Annotated in this window: 12 protein-coding genes and 2 pseudogenes; 7 read left to right on the top strand and 7 right to left on the bottom strand. The window is 68.8% G+C overall.

Translation table 11 applies throughout. The annotated features are described in order from the left end of the window. Window positions 1-2,251, bottom strand: a pseudogene (locus ACWGJY_RS21340) (hypothetical protein); the annotation flags it as partial. A 1,633-nt stretch (window positions 2,252-3,884) separates the two neighbouring features. Here ACWGJY_RS21340 and ACWGJY_RS21345 point away from each other — a divergent pair. After that, the gene (locus tag ACWGJY_RS21345) at window positions 3,885-4,232 is read left to right on the top strand and encodes a hypothetical protein (RefSeq protein WP_453262392.1); all 348 of its coding nucleotides are present in this window, start codon (window positions 3,885-3,887) and stop codon (window positions 4,230-4,232) included. Between the two features lie 353 nt (window positions 4,233-4,585). On the opposite strand, the gene eccCa is transcribed toward ACWGJY_RS21345, so the two are convergent. The 3 genes from eccCa to ACWGJY_RS21360 all read right to left on the bottom strand — a co-directional run bounded on the left by eccCa (window position 4,586) and on the right by ACWGJY_RS21360 (window position 10,069). Further along, window positions 4,586-8,656 (bottom strand): type VII secretion protein EccCa, encoded by a 4,071-nt coding sequence (gene eccCa / locus ACWGJY_RS21350; RefSeq protein ID WP_453262393.1) that lies wholly within the window; start codon window positions 8,654-8,656, stop codon window positions 4,586-4,588. A gap of 129 nt (window positions 8,657-8,785) precedes the next feature. Beyond that, window positions 8,786-9,211, bottom strand: coding sequence for a WXG100 family type VII secretion target (locus ACWGJY_RS21355; protein WP_453262394.1), 426 nt, complete (start codon window positions 9,209-9,211; stop codon window positions 8,786-8,788). A gap of 42 nt (window positions 9,212-9,253) precedes the next feature. After that, a complete protein-coding gene (locus ACWGJY_RS21360) occupies window positions 9,254-10,069 on the bottom strand; it encodes a ricin-type beta-trefoil lectin domain protein (protein WP_453262395.1) in 816 nt (271 codons plus the stop codon). A 385-nt stretch (window positions 10,070-10,454) separates the two neighbouring features. Here ACWGJY_RS21360 and ACWGJY_RS21365 point away from each other — a divergent pair, with 385 nt between their 5' ends. The 4 genes from ACWGJY_RS21365 (at window position 10,455) to ACWGJY_RS21380 (ending at window position 15,342) form a co-directional block, all read left to right on the top strand. Then, the gene (locus tag ACWGJY_RS21365; RefSeq protein WP_453262396.1) at window positions 10,455-10,826 is read left to right on the top strand and encodes a WXG100 family type VII secretion target; all 372 of its coding nucleotides are present in this window, start codon (window positions 10,455-10,457) and stop codon (window positions 10,824-10,826) included. 48 nt (window positions 10,827-10,874) lie between these two features. Continuing rightward, window positions 10,875-11,192: a WXG100 family type VII secretion target gene (locus tag ACWGJY_RS21370; protein WP_453262397.1), complete on the top strand. Its 318-nt coding sequence runs from the start codon at window positions 10,875-10,877 to the stop codon at window positions 11,190-11,192. A gap of 75 nt (window positions 11,193-11,267) precedes the next feature. Then, window positions 11,268-12,626, top strand: a complete 1,359-nt coding sequence (locus ACWGJY_RS21375; protein ID WP_453262398.1) for an EsaB/YukD family protein — start codon at window positions 11,268-11,270, stop codon at window positions 12,624-12,626. A 37-nt stretch (window positions 12,627-12,663) separates the two neighbouring features. Then, the gene (locus tag ACWGJY_RS21380) at window positions 12,664-15,342 is read left to right on the top strand and encodes a right-handed parallel beta-helix repeat-containing protein (protein ID WP_453262399.1); all 2,679 of its coding nucleotides are present in this window, start codon (window positions 12,664-12,666) and stop codon (window positions 15,340-15,342) included. Window positions 15,343-15,434: 92 nt separating this feature from the next. On the opposite strand, the gene ACWGJY_RS21385 is transcribed toward ACWGJY_RS21380, so the two are convergent. Further along, on the bottom strand, window positions 15,435-16,019 hold the full coding sequence (locus ACWGJY_RS21385) for a hypothetical protein (RefSeq protein ID WP_453262400.1): 585 nt from the start codon (window positions 16,017-16,019) through the stop codon (window positions 15,435-15,437). A gap of 221 nt (window positions 16,020-16,240) precedes the next feature. On the opposite strand from ACWGJY_RS21385, the gene ACWGJY_RS21390 reads away from it, so the two are divergent. Continuing rightward, window positions 16,241-16,720: a WXG100 family type VII secretion target gene (locus tag ACWGJY_RS21390; protein ID WP_453262401.1), complete on the top strand. Its 480-nt coding sequence runs from the start codon at window positions 16,241-16,243 to the stop codon at window positions 16,718-16,720. Between the two features lie 73 nt (window positions 16,721-16,793). Here ACWGJY_RS21390 and ACWGJY_RS21395 read toward each other — a convergent pair whose 3' ends face one another. Both ACWGJY_RS21395 and ACWGJY_RS21400 read right to left on the bottom strand, forming a co-directional pair. Further along, window positions 16,794-17,405 carry a helix-turn-helix transcriptional regulator gene (locus ACWGJY_RS21395; RefSeq protein ID WP_453262402.1) on the bottom strand — a complete coding sequence of 204 codons (612 nt, stop codon included), beginning with the start codon at window positions 17,403-17,405 and terminating at the stop codon, window positions 16,794-16,796. 199 nt (window positions 17,406-17,604) lie between these two features. Beyond that, window positions 17,605-18,930 carry an FAD-dependent oxidoreductase gene (locus ACWGJY_RS21400; RefSeq protein WP_453262403.1) on the bottom strand — a complete coding sequence of 442 codons (1,326 nt, stop codon included), beginning with the start codon at window positions 18,928-18,930 and terminating at the stop codon, window positions 17,605-17,607. 444 nt (window positions 18,931-19,374) lie between these two features. Between ACWGJY_RS21400 and ACWGJY_RS21405 the strand changes: the two are divergent. Beyond that, window positions 19,375-19,743: pseudogene (locus ACWGJY_RS21405) on the top strand (transposase); the annotation flags it as partial. Window positions 19,744-19,862: the final 119 nt, after the last annotated feature.

Here is a 19,862-nt window from a genome sequence, read left to right on the forward strand (position 1 = left end):
TGGCCGAGGTGCGTGCCGTTTTTTCCGCGGTCTGCGCGTCGCGCAGTGTTTCCTCGTTGGGCGTCTTTTGGAACTGCTCGTACTTGGTGTCCGCGGCGGCCCGGTCCGCCTCGGCCTTTGCAGCGGACGCCTTCTCGTCGGCGGTCGCCCTTTCGGCTGCTCCCCTGGCGGCCTCGGCCCTCGCATGCGTGGCCCGCCACTGCGAGAACGCCCTCCTGTCGGTCACCTCCGTCGCCTGCGCCGTCCTCTCCGCAGCGGAGTGCGCCTCGGCCGCGTCACCGCTGGGCCGCGGAGCAAGCTCAGGAGGGTTCCTGTCCCATTGCCTGCGGGTATCGGTGAAAGCATCCGATTCCCGTCCGCGCTCCGGTGAGTTTGTTCCCTCCGGGGCCTCCCGATGGACTGTCCCACCGTCCAGCCTGTGACCCTCACCTGAAAACGCCTGGAAGGTGGCGGCGTCTGCACTGGCTGCGCCGTGTCCGGGTTGGTGTGGCTCGGTCATTGTGGAGCTGCCCGTGTCGCGTTGGCTCGTTCGCAGCTGCTCGCTGGTGATCCCGCCACCCGTGCTGTGCGCATGGGGGTTCGGGTCGGCGGCCGGGTCCTTCGAGAGGTCGGAGGTGTCGGCCGAGTTGTCGGACTTGTCGTGCGGAGCCGTCGTCGTCCGGTCGCCCCGGCCCTCGTCGGACGGGAGCGCCGGGCTCTTGTCCGGGGCCTTCGGCTGGGCATTCCCATCGCTCAGCTTGTGTCCCGTACCTGGGAACGCATGGGGGGTGGTGGCGTCTGCAGGGGTCTCCGGGTGGGCTGGCTTATCGCTCAGCTTGTGACCTGCACCTGGGAATGCATGGGGGGTGGTGGCGTCTGCAGGGGTCTCCGGGCGGGCTGGCTTATCGCTCAGCTTGTGACCCGTACCTGGGAACGCCTTGGGGGTGGTGGCGTCTGCAGGGGCCTCGGGGTGGGCTGGCTTATCGCTCAGCTTGTGACCCGTACCTGGGAACGCCTTGGGGGTGGTGGCGTCTGCAGGGGCCTCCGGGTGGACGGTCCTACCGCCCGGCGTGTGACCCTCACCTGGAAACACCTTGGGGGTGGTGGCGTCTGCGCTGGCTGCGTCGTGTCCGGGTTGGTGTGACTCGGCCATTGTGGGGTTGTCCGCGCCGCGTTGGCCCGTTCGCGGCTGCTCGCCGGTGATCCCGACACCGGTGCTGTGCGCATCGGGTTTCAGGTCGAATAGCTTCTTGAACGCCTCTTTCTGTTCGAGTTTCTGTTCGGGCGTCATCACATCTTTGTACTTGCCGAGCAGCTCCTCGTGGATCTTCAGACGCTGTGCAAGGGGCAAGTCGTCATTGCGCACCCACTTGAGCAAGCCAGTGATCTTCGAGTCGTCTACGGAAACCCTCCACACGGGGACGGGCTCAGCGGATGCGGCGGCGCGATGGGAACCGATCCCAGGGTTCAGGTCACGAGAGGCGCCCGACGGCTTTGTCGGTTTCGGTGCCCGCTTGAATATGTTGGAGAACGCGCTCTTGTTCTTGGGCGTGGCGCCGGGAGAGGTGTGAGGGGTGGTCTCCCCGTCGACGCGGATGCCCTTGGTTCCGGCTGCATCTGTGTGGGGGACTGACCGCTCTCCCCCGACTCCGGCCGTGTCCGGGCTGGGCGGCTCATCCCACGGGGTCGCGGACGAGGTGTCCTTCACATTGGACATTTTGCTGTACTTGGCCGTGTCGATGACCGGGACGTCGGGATCTGTGTGCTCGTGGACCTCCTTGTCGACGCGGATGCGGATGGGTCCTGCATCTGCGAGAGGGGCTACCCACGCTCCATCGGTCTCGAGGAGCTGCACCCGCTCCAGATGGTCCTCCGCCAAGGACAACCTTTCCTTCGCGGTCTCCAGGTCGGCCTCGGCCTTATCTGCATCGAGTTGGAGTTTCTTTGCCTCCGCCTCGGCTTCTGTTGCCTTCTCGCGTGTCGCTTCAGCTTTGAGGCCCGCCCGCTTCTCCGCCTCCTTGAAATTGTGCGGCTCAATTCGCTGCTGGTGCCTGTCGGCGATCTCCTGGAGGTTCTTCGCGGCATACTCGTCGGCGTTGGCGTTCTCCCCCTTACGGGCCGCTCTCTTCCACGCGGTGTCCGCTTTACTGCGCGCCGTCGCCTCGGCGGTCTCCTTCGCGTTCAGATTGGCCCGAGCCGCCTTCGCTTCGGCGATCGCGACCGCCCTAAGCTCCTCGTGGCGGCCTGCCGACGGGGCCCGGCCCCCGTCCACCGTCCCCTTCGCCGCATTCGCATCGGCCTTGTCCGTGGCCGACCGGACGGAGTGGGACGACTTGTTGCCCGCCGTCCGCGTCGGATCAGACTGACGAGTCGGCCGTTCAGGCTGCTGCCGCTGCCCCGCCGTCCGATTCGGATCAGGCTGTGCCGAACGCGCCTCGGAGGCCACCGGTCCCGAAGCGCCGGTGCCCTCGGTCGCCGTGTCTTCGGGACGCCGGGAAGACGAGCCCACGGCCCGGTTCCCGCCTGTGGTCGGGGCCGTCTCCGGGGACCGCTCCCCGGCGTTGCCCTTGCCGGTCGCGTTCGACCGTGCCTTCCCGGGCGCCGGCACCGCGCTGTCGCCACGTGCCGTTCCACGGTGGCCTATCGCCTCGGAACTTGTACCGGGGCGCGCCTCGCCCACCTTCCCACCGGGCCCCGGTCGGCCTTCGGCAGTCGTGTCACGACGCGGCCCGGCCTCGTCCGCCGTACGTTCCTCGTGGCGGCCTGCCGACGGGGCCCGGCCCCCGCCCACCGTCCCCTTCGCCGCATTCGCATTCGCATTCGCATCGGCCTCGTCCGTGGCCGACCGGACGGAGTAGGCCGTCTTGTTGCCCGCCGTCCGATTCGGATCAGGCTGTGCCGAACGCGCCTCGGAGGCCACCGGTCCCGAAGCGCCGGTACCCTCGGTCGCCGTCTCCTCGGGAGGCCGGGAAGACGAGCCCACGGCCCGGTTCCCGCCTGTGGTCGGGGCCGTCTCCGGGGACCGCTCCCCGGCGTTGCCGTTGCCGGTCGCGTTCGACCGTGCCTTCCCGGGCGCCGGCACCGCGCTGTCGCCACGTGCCGTTCCACCGTGGTCTATCGCCTCGGAACTTGTACCGGGGCGCGCCTCGCCCACCTTCCCACCGGGCCCCGGTCGGCCTCCGGCAGTCACCCCACTATGCAGCCCGGCCTCGTTCGCCGCCGCGTTCCCCGGGTCCTGAGCGCCTCCTCGGGTGGCAGGCCCGGAGTGCTCGGTTACCCGAGGCACACTCCCACCGGGCCCCGGTCGGCCTGCGGCAGTCACCCCACCATGCAGCCCGGCCTCGTTCACCGCCGCGTTCCCCGGGTCCTGAGCGCCGCCACGGGTGGCGGGCCCGGAGTGCTCGGCCACCGGAGGCAGAGCCCCAACGGAGCCAGGGCGGGAACCGCCCACCCCCGGCGTCCCGGGCCGTTCCGCCCCCGGGGGCACGGCCGTCCGTCCGCTGCCCTCCGCGGAGTGGGGAACGGAGTTGACCCCGTTCGGCGACGCCGGGGGATCTGCCTTGTACCCTCCGCGGGGGCCGTCCGCAAGGGGCGTGGGTACCTGCTCACCCGCGGGGCCGGGCCTGACGTCGGCAGGGCCCATCGGCCGGCCGTTGACGGTGAGGCCGCCGGTGCGGGGGAAGCCGCCGGCGTGGGGGAGGTCGCTCCCGGGCAGTCCGGGGCCGGAAACGGACACGTGGCCGGCACCGCTGAGGTCGGGGTGAGCCACGGTGTTCGTCCCCGCGCCACCCGTGTTCTGCCAGGAGTCGGCGGAGGGAAAGCCTTTGGTGCCCGCCCCGGTGAGGTCCCCGTGCTTCCACCAGGAGTGCAAGCCGGCCCCGGCACCGCCTGCTCCGCCCAACGCCATGACGAAGGCCTCGTCGCGCCAGTCGATGTTCGTCGGCAGGTGTGCGACGGCGTTGGCCAGAGCCTGGCTGAGCACGTCCACGCCGAGTTCGATCGCGGCGGCGCCGGCGGCCTCAGCGGCGACGAAGGCGATATTCGAGGCGAGGCTGGTCAATCTGCCGAGCAGGCTGCCGATCGCGGTCATTATCCAAGCGAGGAGGTTCCTCAAAAGGGCCAGTATGGGCGCCAGTAGTGCGCCGAGCCCCATCGTCAGGAAACTCAGGAGGAAGCCGAAGACGGTGGCGAGAAGGCTCGCCAAATCCTCCTTCTCCATCTGTTTCTCGGCTTCCACCATCTGGTCGGCGTAGGCGTTGATCGCCTCGCCGATCTTCCAGCAGGTGTTGCACAAGGGCATGGTCTGGACCACGAAGTTCGTCATCGCCAACTGAGCGGTGCCCGAGGCGTCGCCGTGCCACGCGACCTGGGACTGCGACGCGTTCGAGATGGCCTCGAGACGTTCGTACATGGTGTCGCCGAAGGCGATCCACTTGTTGCCGAGGTCGTAGATGGGGCCGACGTCGAGGCCCAGATCGGGAAGCCATTGTGTTGACACTCGGAAGTCGCCTGCCTCAGTCCAGTGGCCTCAGCGACCACGTCCACACCCATTACCTGTGTCGCCGTCGTCCCACCGTGCCGACAACAGCCGGCGGGACGGAGGTCGTCAGACGCTGCCCACGGGGTCCTCGGCCAGCGCCGACTGGACCAGCACCGACGGCCTGCGCCGCCGCACCAGTACGCCTCGTCCGGGCGGCCTCGGCATGGCCCGCTGGTCGCCGAGGACGACGCCCTCCTTCGGGTTGCCGGACAGGACGAAGCCGCCCGCGCCCAGTTCCTTCATCCGAGCGAGCAGCGGGTCGGTCATCAGCGACCGTCCGGTCCCGCCGACACGCTGGGAGAGCACCACGTGGAAGCCCAGGTCGCGCCCCTGGGCGAGGAACTCGGCCAGGGCGGCCAGGGGGCCGCGTGCGCCGGACGCGCCGGCGACCAGGTCGTAGTCGTCCACCACGAGATACAGCTCGGGGCCGCTCCACCATGAGCGTTCCCGCAGTTCGCGGCCGGTGATGTCCGGCGGGGGCATCCGCTCCCTGAGTTTGTCGGCCAGTTGGGCCGCGAAGGTGGCCGCGGAGACCGCGTCGCCCGCTTGTGCGGCGAGATACTCCTCCGGCACCGCGTCCATCAGGCTGCGCCGGTAGTCGACGACCAGGAAGCGCGCCTCCCACGCGGACTGCCGCTCGGCCAGGCCGCGCATCCACATCCGCAGGAAGCTGGAGCGGCCGGACTCCCCGTCGCCCAGCACCATGAAGTGCGGGTCGCCTGCGCACAGATCCAGGCCGACGGGTGCAAGGTTCGTCTCGCCGATGCCGATGAGGACTTCCGTCGGTGTCACGGTGCGGTCCGGGTCTCCGAGTGTGTCGGTCGCCCGAAGCTCGCCGGGGCGTACGAGTTCGGGCAGGACGCGCAGTGGCGGTGCGGGCTCGCCCCGCCACTGTTCGGCGAGGCCGACGATGATCGTCTCCTGGGTGCCTGTCCTGCCCTTGAGGTCGCCGTAGGCGTCCAGTTGAGGCAGGGCGGTGTGGAAGAGCAGCCCGGGCGCCACTACTCCGCGGCCGGGCACCGTGCCCTGCAGGGTACGTGCGATCTGGCGGTTGACCTCGGACTCCGCGGGGTCGTTCAACCGCAGCTCCAGACGGGACTGGATGGTGTCCCGCAGGTTCATCCGGATGTCGGTCCAGCGACCCACCGTCAATATCAGGTGGATGCCGACGCCGAGGCCACGGACGGCGATGTCGGTGAGGGTGGCGTCCGCGTCGTCCACCGTGGTGCGTACCGCACCCCAGTTGTCGACGACGAGAACGATGTCGGCGGCGCGGGTGCCCTCGGGGAGCGAGCCCTCGTCGCGCATCCGCCGGAAGTCGGCGACGGATCCGATCCCCAGCTCGCGGAAGAGCCGCTCCCGGTGTTCCACCAGGAGGCCGACCTCGGTGAGGGCGCGGCGGGTGCGCTCCAGGTCGTGACGACCGGCGACACCGGCGACGTGTGGCGCGCGTTCGAAGGCGTGCAGCGCGCCGCCGCCGTGGTCGATGCAGTAGAACTGCAACTCGTCCGGGGTGTGCGTGAGCATGGCGCTGAACAGCGTGGTGCGCAGCAGTGTGGTCTTGCCGGTCTGGGGGGCGCCGACCAGGGCGACGTGTCCCTCCTTGCCGGCGAGGTCGAGGACCAGCGGGCGCTGCTCCTGGTGGGTAGGCAGGTCGATCATGCCGATCGGGAACTGCAGCTGTCCTCTCGACGGCCACAGGGTCGCGGAGAGGCCGCGCTTCTGCTTCACCGCGGATACCGGACCGACCAGCGCGTCGAGGGAGAAGCGGGCCGGCAGCGGCGGGAGCCAGACCTGGTGGGCTGCCTCTCCGTAGCGCTTCAGCTGCTCGACAGCGACCGCCATTTCGGTCGGGCCGCCCAGCACCGGCGCCGCGACGGTGCGTGACTGCTCCGCGGCGGCCTCGTCCGGATCAGGGGCCGTCCGCAGGCCGAAGGGCCTGGGGACGGTCGGCCGTTCCGCGGATGCCGCGGCGAACTGCGCGGGGTCCTGATAGGAGCCGGAGACATGTGCGGCACGGAAGCGCTCGTAGAGTGTCTCGTCGACCTTGAGGTAGCCGGAGCCCGGTATCGGAGGCAGCCGATAGGCGTCGTCGGTGCCGATCACCGTGCGACTCTCGGCGGCGCTGAAGGTACGCAGGCAGATACGGTAGGACAAATGCGATTCCAGACCGCGCAGCCGCCCCTCGTCCAGCCGCTGGGTGGCCAACAGCAGGTGCATGCCCAGGCTTCGGCCGACCCGTCCGATCTGCACGAACAGGTCGATGAAGTCCCCGCGCTGGGACAGCAGCTCGCCGAACTCGTCCACCACGATGAGCAGGTACGGCAGCGGTTCCAACGGTTTGCCGTGTACGTCGGTGCCGCCGGCGGCCTGGCGGAGCTGGTAGGCGTGTACTGAGTCCAGGTTGCCGGCGTCCCGCAGCATCTTCTGGCGGCGCTGCTGCTCGCCGTGCAGCGCGGCGCGCATCCGGTCGACCATGGCGAGGTCATCGGCGAGGTTGGTGATCAGGCCTGCGACGTGCGGCAGTTCGGTGACTCCGGCGAAGGTCGCACCGCCCTTGAAGTCGACGAGCACGAAGCCGAGTTGTTGCGGGGAGTGCCGCATGGTCAGCCCGGTGACCAAGGCGCGCAACAGCTCGCTCTTGCCGGAACCGGTGGCGCCCACGACCAGCCCGTGCGGCCCGTGTCCGCCCTGGGCGGACTCCTTCAGGTCCAGCACCAGGGCCTCGCCGTTGCCGTCGACACCGATTGGCAGGCGCAGCAACTGCTCGTCGCCCGGTTGCAGCCAGCCCTCCCGGGGGTCGAGCGTCGCGAGGTCCGGGCAGCCCAGCATGGCCGGCAGGGAGACGGTGCGGGCCAGTACCTGCTCGCGCTCGCCCGAGAGCCGCAGCGGTGTCAGCGCGCGGGCGATCTGCCCGAACAGAGCCGGATCGGCGGTGTCGAGCCGGGAGTCCTCCACCGGGCTGCGCAGCACCGGGTACGGACCTTCGAGGGACAGCGCTCCGTCGGCCTCGACCCGGGCCCGCAGGTCGACCCGGCCCGGTTCATCGCCCTCCCTGGCGACCAGCGTGACCACGTGGATGCCGAAGTCCGCGCCGGCGATCTCCAGCAGTGAGGTCATCAGTGCGGACGACGCCCAGTCGGCCCTGGGACTGAAGTCGTCCAATACCACCACCAGGTGCTGCGCAGGGCCCGAGTTGCGTGCGGCGCCGAGACGGACGCCGCGCTCGGCGCGGTCGTCGAGGGCCCGTTGCAGTTCCTGTTCGAGGAAGTCGGCGACGTCGTAGGGGTCCTCGGCGACCAGCGCCACCACACCTGCCTCGCCGGCGGCGTCCGGCTCGTACGTGTGGGGCAGCCACTTGGTCCATTCCCAGTGCTCGGCAGCTCCGCACACCACCAGCCGCACGTCATCCGGCGCGTGCAGCACCGCGAGCTGGCCGAGCAGGGCGCGCGCTGCCTGCCGGGTCCGGTCGACGGGCCCCAGCAAGCTCAGCACACCGGCCCTGGACAGATCGACCCAGGCGGTCTGGCGGTCCACCCGAGCATGTTCGCGGACGAGTTCCTCGGCGGCTCGGCGGGAGCGCGGATCGTACTCGACTGTGGGGTCACCGCGCCGCGGGAGCGACACCTGGACGGCCAGCGGTCCGGAACCGGTGCCGAGGCGCAGCTTGAGGAAGTCGTCGTCGGCCATGCGGCGCTCCCAGACCCGGCGGCGCCCCGTGGCCAGGGCCCAGAGCCGTTCGGGGCTGGGGTGGCGCCAGGCCGCGGCGGCACGCTGCTGGGCGGCGACGGTGATCGCCTGCTTGCGTGTCTCGGCCAGGTACTCCAGGTAGCGCTTGCCCTGGAGATTCTTGGTCCGCCGGTTGCCCTTGCGTATCTGCAGGCGGACCACGGCGGTGACACCCACGGAGACCACGACGAAGCTGATGCCGAGTACGGTCATCCACACCTTGCCGTAGGTGACCATGTACGCGGCCATGCTGACACTGCTCAGCAGGGGCAACAGCAGCATCAGCCAGCTCGAGCCACCGGTGTTGTTGTTGTTGGGCAGCTGCGGTGGCGCGGAGAGCGCGAGCTTCGTCTCCGGCACGACCGGCGGGATGATCCGCGCGGGGCGGTGGTGGGCGATCCGGCTCATCGGACGGAGCCTGCCGAAGTCGGCCCGGTGGACCGCGGGGGGTGGGTCGGGCTCACGCCACATCCCTTTCTACTGGTGACGCCGTCATGGGAGCGACGCTTGAGGCGCCCCGGTCGGGCCCGGGGCGCCTCAGAAGGTCTCGGTGATGGCTGTCTGCGTGGTGTCCGTCACGCTGGTGCCGGAAGTGGAGGAGCCCGAGGAGTATGCGGGGAGGAACTTCCTGAACATGTTGACCAGCGCTTCCTCGGTCCCGTCAAAGGCGTCGGCCGCGGCCTGGGTACCGTCGGCCATCGCGTTGAGGGCCCCCGAGTCCGGATTCTTTTCCGTGCCGAAGAGTTCGACCATGAGGTTCTTCCAGCGGTGGGCGAAGTCCTGCACTTCGTCCGAGGTCGTCCCGGCCCAGCCGACTGGGAGGTTGAACAGTGTGTCGGTGATGATCTGCACGCTGTCGGCGACGTCTCCGGCGAACCTGTACAGATTCTTCGCGTGGGTCGTGAGGGCGCCCGGGTCAACCGTGATGACCGCGTTGTCGTAGTTGGTGCTCAGTTGATTCATCGTCGCCTTCCTGGTTCACGAGGGACCCCGGACAGCGTTCCCTCAGATATGCCACTTCTGGTTCGAGGTGCCTGCGCAGGGCCACAGCTGAAGGTGGGTGCCGTTGTTCGTCTTCTTGTCCTTGGCATCGACGCAGCTGTTCGCGGCCGGGTTGACGATGTCGTGCGCGGCGTTCAGCTGGAACTTCTGGTTCGCCCCGCCGTTGCACGGTTCCAGTGTGATGGCCGAGCCCTTGCCGGTGCCCGCGGCAGTCATGCACATGTTCAGCGTGCTCCACGTACCGTCCGAGTTGGCGGACCAACGTTGTCCGGGCCGATTGCCGCAGTCCCAGATGTCGATCGACGCACCGGCCCGTTCGGCGTTGCCGACGACGCTGATGCAGCGCTGCGAGGCGTAGCCGACGACCGTGTACGTCTGAGGCGACGCGGGGTTCTTACCGGAGGGCACGGGCCGCCGCGTTGTCGGGCTGTCCGCCGTCATCGGTGTGCCCGGCACCGCCGTCATCGGTGTGCCCGGCACCGGCTTCATCGGTGTGCCCGGCATCAAACTTGTCGCGTCCGGCGAACCCGGTGGCCTCGCGTCCCGCCGCGGCGTGGACGGATTCCCAGGGTCGCGGCCGTGACGGGGGGACGCACTGGGTGCACCGGTCCCCGTGGAGGCGCCCGCGGCTGACATGGATTTCGGGGACGGGCCATGGAGCGAGTGGACCAGCGCTCCGACGCCGAGCGCGGCACCGGCCAGCACCACCACGCCGGCCGTGGCGGCCATCACGCGGCCACCCACCGAGAAACGGCCTTCTTCGGCCGGCTCTCTGTCCTTCATGTGGCCGGTCAGTGCGTCGGAAAGACGTCGTCCCATGTTCTTCCTGCCCGACTCGCCGGAGGACGGTTCACGCACAGCTGAAGACTCCCTCATGATGCGATTGGGGTGGCGGGGGACGGGCGATCCCGTGTCCCCACTGCGATCGGACGCTACGGATCGTGCTGTGCCCGACCGAACGCGTCTGCGGCAAAGGACGATCCCTCTGTCCTTTCCGGCAGTCGTGCCCTCGGGAGGCCGACGCGGCCGTGTCGGTCTGACAGGCTGATGCGGTGTCGGCGTCGAGCCGTTCCGGCCTGTCGGCACGTCCCCCAGTTCGGGCCCTCCTCCGACGGGCGTGGCCCGGACCTCTGCAGATCCTTGTGGCAATCCACGGAGCCCGAAGAGGGACCACAGATCCCTGAGGAAGCGAGTCAGACAGCTCATGGTCACGAATGGCACCGGTAACGCCACCGCTGGTGGCGTCACCTACCGGGTCACCCCCGAGTACCTTGCGCACGCCGCGGCGAGCTGCCAGAGCACCGCAAGCGATATCGATACGATCCTCGCCCAGATCAAGACGTACGTCGTGAACCTGGAGTCGGTGTGGCAGGGCATAGCCCACAACCAGTTCCAGGCCCTCATGGCGGACTACGACACGTACGGCCGGATGCTGCACGAGGCTCTGACCGGAATCGGCTCCGGCTTGCACGGAAACTACGTCAACTACGTGGATTCCGAACAGACCAACATCAACAGCCTGGTTGCGGTGAACGGGAGCATCCCGGGCAAGTCCACTCTCGCCAATTTCTCCTGACTCGAACACCCTGAAACGCCTCGAACGAGTCAGTTCACGGAGGTAGACATGAGCAATGTCGATGGCACGACCATCTACGTAACCGGAGAACTCGGGGGCGCGGGCGCCTGGATGAACGGCATGGCCGAACAGGCAACGGGCGAGCTGGAGAACCTCCGGAAGCTGCTCGCACCGCTGCAGGAAGCATGGGCCCAGAGCCAGGCGGCCGACTACTACCAGGGCCTTCAGCAAGAATGGAACATGGCCGCGGAGGGCCTCTTCGGCCCCGACGGCGTAATGGGCCGCATCGCCCACGCGATGAACGTCAACTGGTCCAACTACGAAGAGGCCGAATGGGCCAACGTCTCGACCTGGAAGCACACATGACGTCGCGCCCCGCACTCCCGGCCGCCGCCTGCCCTGCGGCCGGCAGGCGGGACCGGAGGGAAAGGAACGAGCCGGGTGGCCGATGAACACTGCCGGGTCACGGTGGTGGGAGAGCGTAAGCGGGTGGATCTCGCGCTCCCGGCGCAGGCCCCGATCGCGCAGTACATCCCCGAGCTGACCCGATTGTGCGACCAGCCCGACAGCGAGGTGTTGCCTGCCGCCTGGTCGCTGGCGTTGCCCGGCAACCGGCCGTTCGCCCCGGGCGGTTCGCTGGACGCGGCAGGTGTCGTGGACGGCGCCGTGCTCTACCTGCGTGACGTTGTCGAAGGCGAGATGGACAGCCCCGTCGTGGCGGAGGTGGAGGAACTGGTCGAGCAGGCCGGTGGTGGCAACCGCCTGTGGAACGGCCGCAGTCGCGCGGTGAGTGTGCTCGCCTGCGCCCTCCTGGCGCTGTTGACCGGGATCGTCGCGCTGGCGGTAGGGATGCCCGCAGCGAACTCGACGGTCGGCACGGCCGCGATCGTGCTCGGATGCGCGCTGCCGCTGGCGGCCTGGGCCGCGCGACACAAGGAGTGGCCGGTCTCCGGCGCCGTGCGGCTCGCGTTCGCGCTGGCCGCGTGCCCCCTGCTTGCGCTCGCCGGGTACGAGTGGGCAGCGGCGGGCGGGGTGGGATCAGCGGCCGGCCTCGCGGTGTCTGCGGCGGCGGGAGTGAACGTCGGCGCACTGCTGGCACTGGGAACCGCCCCGCGGACGGTGACGGTCACGGTGGAACTGTTCGCGGTCGTCACGCTGCCCGTCGCTGTGCTGCTGTTCGCCCTTCGGGCGAACAGCGTGGAACAGGCAGCCGTCGTCGCGGTGGTCGCCTTCATGGTGCTGTCCGCCGCGCCGGCCTTCGCGGGGCGCCTCGCGACGCTGTTCCCGATGGCGCACGGTCCCGAAGGCGCCGGCGACGCCGAAAAGGATGTCACCGCCGCGGTCCAACGCGGTCAGCGCACCTTGGCGGCGCTCACCATGCTGCCCAGCGCCCTGATGACCGGCTGCCTCGTCCTTCTCGGTTCGTCCGGCAACCGGTACGCGCTCGGGCTCACCGGCTGCCTGGCCATGGCCCTGCTGCTGCGGGCCGGTGCGGTCCGGCTGGTCTCCGGCGTGTTGCCGGTGCTCTTCGCCGGCGTGTGCGGTGTGGGGACGCTGGCCCTACGGCTGCCGTACTACGCCCCGGTGCCGGTCTGGGCAGGGCCGTCGGCGGCACTGCTCGCGGGAGTGGTGCTGCTGGGCACCGGGGCCGTGCTGGTATACCGCGGCGAGGAGTCGGTCGCACTGCGCCCGGCGTGGATGAACCGGTTGTCCGGGTGGCTGGGCCTGCTGAGTGTGCCGCTCGCGGTGGCGGTGTTCGGCTTGTTCGACTATCTGGTGGGAGCGGGCGCCAAGCTGTGATCACCGGGTCGGACAGCGAACGGCGGGACCGGTGGGCATGAAGGTTCCATGGCAGCGTGTTTCGCCGACCGCGTGGGGCGCGTACCGCACCATCGGCGCCGCGGCACGCGCGGCCGCCGAGGGCAGCACGGTATCCGTGCAGCCGGGCGAGTACCAGGAGACGCTGGTACTCGACCGGAACATCACCGTCGTCGCGGAGAAGGGTCCGGGCACCGTACGGTTGGTCGCCGTGCGGGGGGCCGCTCTCACCGTGCACTGCGGCGACGCCCTGGTGCGGGACCTGACCATCGAGGCCGTCACCGAGGACGAGCCCGCGGTCCTGGTACGCGGCGGATCACCCGTACTCGAAGGCTGCCGGATGGAGAAGGGCAGGCTGGAGATCGCCGGCGACGGCGCCCCGGTATTGCGCTCCTGCTCGGTGCGGAAGGCGTCGGGAGTCGGCATCCACCTCACCGCGGACACCCGTGCGACCCTCCAGGACTGCTCGGTGAGCGACGTACGCGGCGACGGCGTCACGGTGGACTGCGCCGCCCAACCTGACGTCGTCGGCCTCGTGGTGGACGGCGTCGCCGGGCGCGGCCTGCAGATCACCGGCGCCGCCGGCGGTCTGTTCGTGCGATGCGAGCTCTCCGGTACCGGAGGGGCGGGCATCGAGGTGACCGGTGGCGCCCGACCTCTGCTGCGCGAGTGCCGTGTGCACGAGACCCAGGCCGAAGGCATCCGCGTGGAAGTGGCACCTCAGGCAGCCGGATCCGGGCGCACTACCGATTCCAGGACCCCACCGGACGCGGCGGGCTCCTCGGGCGGGGACATCGCGGGTATCCGCTTGGAGCGCTGCGACATTCGGCGCACCGCTGCCGCCGGGATCGCCGTCAGGGGCGAGGCGGATGTCATGGTGCTGGGCTGTCGGGTGGACCAGGCGCAGGGCGCGGGAGTCCTCGCCGCCGACGACTGCCGGCTGCGGATCGAGGACGGCAGGATCACCAACGCCGCCACCAGCACCCTGGCCGTCTCCGGTCAAGCCCACGTCACCGCGGTCCGCAGCACGCTGGCGCAGTCGAAAGGCAACGGCCTGTACGCATCCGGCCGGTGCGACGTGACCCTGAACGACTGCGTGGTGGAGGACACCGCGTTCACCGCCGTGCACTGCGGTGAACGGGCGAGGACACAGCTACGGGACTGCCGGATCCGGCAGTGTCCGGAGCACGGCATCCACGTGATCGAGGACGCCTTTTTGTGGGCAGAGGACGTACGGATCGAAGAGGTCCGCATGACCGGCCTGGTGGTGGAAGGCGGCGACGCCGTGCTGCGGCGCGGCCACGTCAGCGGTGCGCTGACCGGCGTCCATCTGGAGACCCGGCACCGCCCGCTGCTGGCGGAGTGCGAGATCTCCGGCACCGGACGCACCGGCATCCACATCGGCACCGGCACCACGGCGTTGCTGCAGGAGTGCAAGGTGTCACGCACCGGGTCGGCCGGCGTCCTCCTCGACGAGGGCGGCGCGGCCCAACTGTACAAGTGCGAGGTCACCGACACCGAGGGCACCGCCGTCGTGATCTGGGCCGGCAGCCGTCCCCAGTTGAGAGAGGTGACCATCGCCCGCAGCGCCAAGAACGGCTGCTACGTGGGCGACGGCGCCCAGCCCCTGCTGGAGGACTGTGACATATCGGCCACCGAGTTCCCGGCCCTGTACATCGGTGCCAAGGCCACGCCCGTGCTGCGACGCTGCCTGCTGCGCGACACCGAGGAGGACCTCGCGCTGGCCGAGGGAGCGGCGCCGCGGTTCGAACACTGCACGGTCCGGGATGTCGCCAAGAGCACCGTACCGGAGCAGCAGCCGGACCGGACGCGGGTGCCCGGCCAGGTCACCGCGGCGGACGGCGGTGGGGACGGCGACGGGCAGGAGAGCCTGGAGGACCTGCTGGCCGAACTCGGCCGACTGGTCGGCTTGGACCGCGTCAAGCGGGAAGTCGCCTCGATGGCCAAGCTGATGAGCATGGTCACCCGGCGGCAGGAAGCCGGGCTCGCGCCGCCGCCGCTGAGCCGGCATCTTGTCTTCGCCGGCAACCCCGGCACCGGCAAGACCACCGTCGCTCGTCTGTACGGGCGGATCCTCGCCGCCCTCGGGCTGCTGGAGCACGGGCATCTGGTGGAAGCCGACCGTGGTGACCTGGTCGGTGAGTACATCGGGCACACCGCGCCCAAGACGCAGGCGGTCTTTCGCCGGGCCCTGGGGGGCGTGCTCTTCATCGACGAGGCCTACGCCCTGGTCCCACGGGGCCAGACCACGGACTTCGGCCAGGAGGCCATCTCCACCCTGGTGAAACTGATGGAGGACCATCGCGACGAGGTCGTGGTGATCGTGGCTGGTTACCCGGATGCCATGGACCGCTTCGTCGACTCCAACCCCGGCCTCGCCTCACGCTTCACCCGCACCCTCGCCTTCGACGACTACTCCTCCGAGGAGCTGGTACGCATCGTCCAACACCAGGCGGAATGGCACGAATACCAACTGACCGGCGAAACCTGCGATACCTTGCTGCGCTACTTCGAGGAGCTGGGCCGAGGTGAGGGCTTCGGCAATGGGCGCGCCGCGCGTCAGGTCTTCCAACGCATGACGGAACAGCACGCGGAGCGCGTCTCGGAACTCGCCGTGGTCAGGACCGAGGACCTGACCACGGTGCTCCCCGAGGATGTGTCGGCGCTGCCGGGCTGAGCGAGCGGTCTGTGCGAATCTGAGCGAACGGTCGGTGCGAACAGGCCGGACGGACAGGATCCACGGCCGCAGGTCGAGCGGCGCCGCTGAATTTACTGGCCGGGTTCCGGGAAGGCCGACTTGTAGTCGGCGGTCGCGTATGCCTGGGCCGCCATGTTGTATGCCGCGATCAGCTGGCCGAGCATTTCGAGGGAGTCGGCGACGCTTTTCAGCGTGTTCTCTTCGGCAGGGAATATGGCAGCCGCGAACTGCTTCGCCGCGTCCTGGATATCGCTCGCGGTGGTGGTTGTCATGCCCGTGTTCATCCCATACTCGCTATTGCCAATGAACGTGGTGGTCACCGTTGCGTCCTGCCCGAATATGTCCTGGCTCGCCGTCACGAGACTCTTGAGGTCCTCATAAGCGTCCACCATGATGGTCCCGCCGCTGAGCAGGGTCTGCTCGAACGCTTTGATGCTGCCGATGTCGACTGTGAGGGGCTGGTGTACGGGCGGAGTCGATCCCGTATCCGTTCCTGTGCTGGTGTCGGCGACAACCGCCGGCGCCGAGCCCCAGGCGACATGAACATCAGGCACCGTGCCGCTGAAAGTGGGAGGGCTCGATTCGCCACCGCCACCGTCGCCCGGACTGTTCGGGTTCGTCGGGTTCGGGTCGTACTTTGAAGGTATGGCTCCCATGGTTCCTCCGGTTCCACTTCCACCCAGCGTGGACGTTGTCCGTCCAGTGTGTTCCCATTATGTCGTCGCGATGCGACCGCCGCCAAGATTTCCCAGTCAAGTGTGAGAAAAATAGCCCGGGAAAAGCTTGACGGCGGGCCGGTGGGCCAGGCCTACTGGTATTTGTTGGTTTTGAGAATTTGTAACCGCCACTCTTTCCGGAAGGCCATCCCGCGGTGACAATGACCTTGGAAGAACTGAAGGCGGACATCAATCAGATGAAGGAAGCCTTGGCCGTCGCGCGGCACCAGCGGGATCAAATCGACCACTCGCTCGACCGGATCGGAAATGAATTCAAGGCGGTCAACACCTCGTGGCAGAGCCCGTCGTCCGCAACGTACGAGGACGTACAGACGTGGTTCAACAATGCGGCTGCCGACTTGCGTAATCTGCTGACGGACAGCATCAGGCGGCTGGACTCCGCGATCCAGAACTACGTGCACGCGGAGAATACGAACTTCAAGAATCTCAGTACGGGCAACTCCACCCCCCACGGCACACCTCACGGCACCCCCCACGGCACCCCCCACGGCACCCCCCAGCATGCCCCCGCGCCCCACCACGGCAAGAACGGCGAACCCTCCGCGACAAAACCCTCACCCCGTACGAGCACTCTCGCACCCCACGACACCGCGGTGCCGTCCGTCGGCATGCCCGGCTGACCCTCCGCGGCAGAACCACCATCCGGAACAGCGCCCGGTACGAGTGCCTCCGCACCGCGTTGACCAGGTGGGCTCAGATGGCGCCGGATCGCACCGCATGCGCGACGACGTGGGCCCTGCTGCGCAGCTGCATCCGCTTCTTCATACCGGCCAGAATGGCGTTGACCGTTCGTTCCGAGCAGTTCAACCCGTCTGCTGTTTGCGACGTGCTCAGACCGTCGGCGAGCATAGTGAGCACGGCGATCTCGCGCTTGCTGAAGTCGGCGGGGGACAAGCCCTCGTGTTCAGCGGCGGCCGGCAAGGATCCGGCCTTTGCGAGCGGGGACTTGGTCGGCGCGGCGGGGAACTGTGCCCGGTGTTCGTGAGTGCTCAGAACGGCATCGAGGACGTCGGCCATCCCCACGCGCGAGCGCAGCAGAAAAGTTGCGAGGTGGAAGCGCCCCGCCTGTGCGATCACAGATTCCCGGATGGAATGTCCGACGACTACCATGCGCATCTCGGGATGACGTGCTTCAGCAATCCAATGTCGCATCGACGTCACAGTCTCCGCAGTCACGTCGTCGGCGAACAGAACGATGACGTCCGCCGTGGCGCGCGAATCGGGAGGCAGCAGCCGGACCCGGGCGCAGCCTTGAAAGTAGGTAACGACGCTTTCGCGCGTGAGCGGGTCAGCGGCGAGAACCACTGTCCGAACCGTCTCCGCGGAGTTCCGCTGCATCACCCGTGCGGATCCCGGTGCGCTCTGGCATTGCTCTCCGCGTGTCGGCATCGCCCTTGAGTTTCTGTGTCTGTGTGCCTTTTTCGCCGCCCACCGCGTAATTGTCGGAGAGCGGGCGTGCCGTTGGGCCGCCGGGGCGGACGCGCTTCGCCTTCTTCTCGGCCTTTCAGCCCCCGGCTGTGACACGGGCGACGATCTCCGGGGTCATGAGCGCGGAAGGATCGTCCAGCATATTGGTCACGCGTAGGAAGGCGGTGACGAGTTCCGCGTCGTGGTGTGCGGCCACGCGGTACCGCGTGAGGTATTCGGAGAACTGCTTCGTCCGAGCGGTGCGTACCCCCTCGACCTCGGGAAACCGGAGATCGCCGCCCGCGACGACTCCCCACGGAGTGTCCAGGATCTTCGCCGCCGCGTTGAGGAACCGGCGGCCCAGCTCCTCCCGTGTCTCCGTCAACAGATCCCTCAGGAGGAGCCCTTCCAGGGCGGCGGCCGTCAGCCCTTGACCGTAGACCGGGTTGAAACTGCAGAGCGCATCGCCGAGGAGCAGGTAGCCCTCGGGCAGGCGGTCCATTTCCTCGTAGTGCCTGCGGATGCTCGCCGGGTACTGCATTTTCACGGGTTCGCCCAGCGGTGTCGCCGTTCGGATGATCTCTGCGAAGTCCTGGGTGGCCAGCGTGCCGGCGTAAGCGAGCATTCCGTCGTGATCGGTGGGGGGCTGGACGCCCAGGTTCCCGCCCAGCATGAGGATGAGGCGGCCGGCCTCCTGTACCAGCGTGAGCCCGCTGCGCGGGGTGCCGGGGTAGGAGGAACACGAGGTCCCCATGCGACCGTCGAGGTGGTGGGGCTCGTGCCGGTAGACCTGCGACACGTAGGTGGCCCGTATGCGAAGGGATTCCTCGCGCGGGCGCCCGTATCCGAGGTCTTCGAGCCAGGCAGGGCTCCGGGACCCGCGGCCCGTGGCATCCACGACCAAGTCCGCCTCCGCGACCGCTTCCGTAGCGCCCGCTGCCCGATGGCAGAGCCGCACCCCCGTGATCCGGCGCCGGTCTGCCGTGGCCGTGAGGGCGAGTGCGTCGCATCGGTCGACGAGCGTCACGCCAGGGAGGCTCGCCACGTGTGTGCGTACGACGTGTTCGATGAGAGGACGGCTGGCCCCTGCTCCGATCAGTCCCGACTCACCGGGCTTGAGCAGCAGTCCGTCCTGGTACCAGTGCAGGTCCGACTGCAGGTCACCGAAGCGCGTGCCGGCCTTTGCCAAGTCGTCGGAGAAGCCGGGGAAGAGTTGCTCCAGGACTTCCAGGCCTCTTGCCATAAGACCGTGGACCTGACCGCTCTGGGGGACACCGCGCCGCGACGCGGGAAAACGGGGCAGTTCGTCCCGGTCGACGACGGTGATCCGCTCGAAGGTCGCACTGAGCGCCCGTGCGGCCAGCAGACCCGATATCGACCCCCCGATCACAATGGCATGACCATGTCGATGTTGTGAGTCCACTGGGCCGCTCCTCGTTCACGATACGACCGGTGGTGGCCGTCAATCGCCGGATCCCGGGCCGGGAACTCTTCCGACACACCCGCACTGACGGGGTCTCTGTGTGGCGTTGAAGTCCGCGTCCCGGCCCGCGCACGGGCGGCCTGTGAGCAAAGCCGTCTGTCCCGCCTTCGTTCCGAGGCTAGGCCGTGCGGTGAGGGGCGACCATATCGTCCGGGCACAGGTGGGGCCGCCGCGCCTGTGCCCGTCGCACACGTCGTGACCCTCCCGCGGCCGGGGCCCGGATCCGAGCGGCGCATGCCTGCATCGCGCACTCGGCGCGCTCCGGCGGGGCGGCTCACAGGAAGGTGCGGCCCTCGCCCCGGTAGGTGGGGACGGAGGCGGTGATCCGGTCGCCTTCGACGAGGCGGAGTGCGTCGAAGCGCTCGCACAGCTCGCCGGCCTTGCGACCTGCTCGCGGCCGAACCCCACCTGGTCGCCACCCGGCCCGGCCAGACACTGATCGGCGACAAGAACTACTTCGGCCGCGACTTCGAACACGAACTCGCCCAGCAGGGAATCCAGTTGCTACGGCCGACCCGCAAGGGCGAGCGGCAGCGGCCCGGCGGATCCCTGTTCAAGCCATTGCGGCAGATCATCGAATCGGTCAACGAAACCTTCAAGGGACAGCTCGACCTCGAACAGCACCGAGGGCGCACACCCCGCGGTGTCGTCGCCCGCGTCATGCAGCGCATCCTCGCGCTGACCGCCGCGATCTGGCACAACGACCACACCGCAGAGCCCACCCTCCGCTCACTCACCTCATACGATCACTGACCCCTTGGAATTGATCATCTAGTAGCAATACCGGTGACTTTGGTAATGCTGGCTCGTTGAGTTGGTGTGCCAAGGCCCGGACAGTTGAAGGTAGTTGAGGGCGATCGGTTTTCGGATCG

The sequence above is a fragment of the Streptomyces sp. NPDC054765 genome (genome assembly GCF_053612065.1).

What these genes read in the sequence shown, in the direction of transcription:
- ACWGJY_RS21345 (WP_453262392.1), top strand. Translation starts at nt 3,885, where the DNA reads ATGACGAAGGCCTCGTCGCGCCAGTCGATGTTCGTCGGCAGGTGTGCG.
- eccCa (WP_453262393.1), bottom strand. Translation starts at nt 8,656, where the DNA reads ATGAGCCGGATCGCCCACCACCGCCCCGCGCGGATCATCCCGCCGGTC.
- ACWGJY_RS21355 (WP_453262394.1), bottom strand. Translation starts at nt 9,211, where the DNA reads ATGAATCAACTGAGCACCAACTACGACAACGCGGTCATCACGGTTGAC.
- ACWGJY_RS21360 (WP_453262395.1), bottom strand. Translation starts at nt 10,069, where the DNA reads ATGGGACGACGTCTTTCCGACGCACTGACCGGCCACATGAAGGACAGA.
- ACWGJY_RS21365 (WP_453262396.1), top strand. Translation starts at nt 10,455, where the DNA reads ATGGTCACGAATGGCACCGGTAACGCCACCGCTGGTGGCGTCACCTAC.
- ACWGJY_RS21370 (WP_453262397.1), top strand. Translation starts at nt 10,875, where the DNA reads ATGAGCAATGTCGATGGCACGACCATCTACGTAACCGGAGAACTCGGG.
- ACWGJY_RS21380 (WP_453262399.1), top strand. Translation starts at nt 12,664, where the DNA reads ATGAAGGTTCCATGGCAGCGTGTTTCGCCGACCGCGTGGGGCGCGTAC.
- ACWGJY_RS21385 (WP_453262400.1), bottom strand. Translation starts at nt 16,019, where the DNA reads ATGGGAGCCATACCTTCAAAGTACGACCCGAACCCGACGAACCCGAAC.
- ACWGJY_RS21390 (WP_453262401.1), top strand. Translation starts at nt 16,241, where the DNA reads ATGACCTTGGAAGAACTGAAGGCGGACATCAATCAGATGAAGGAAGCC.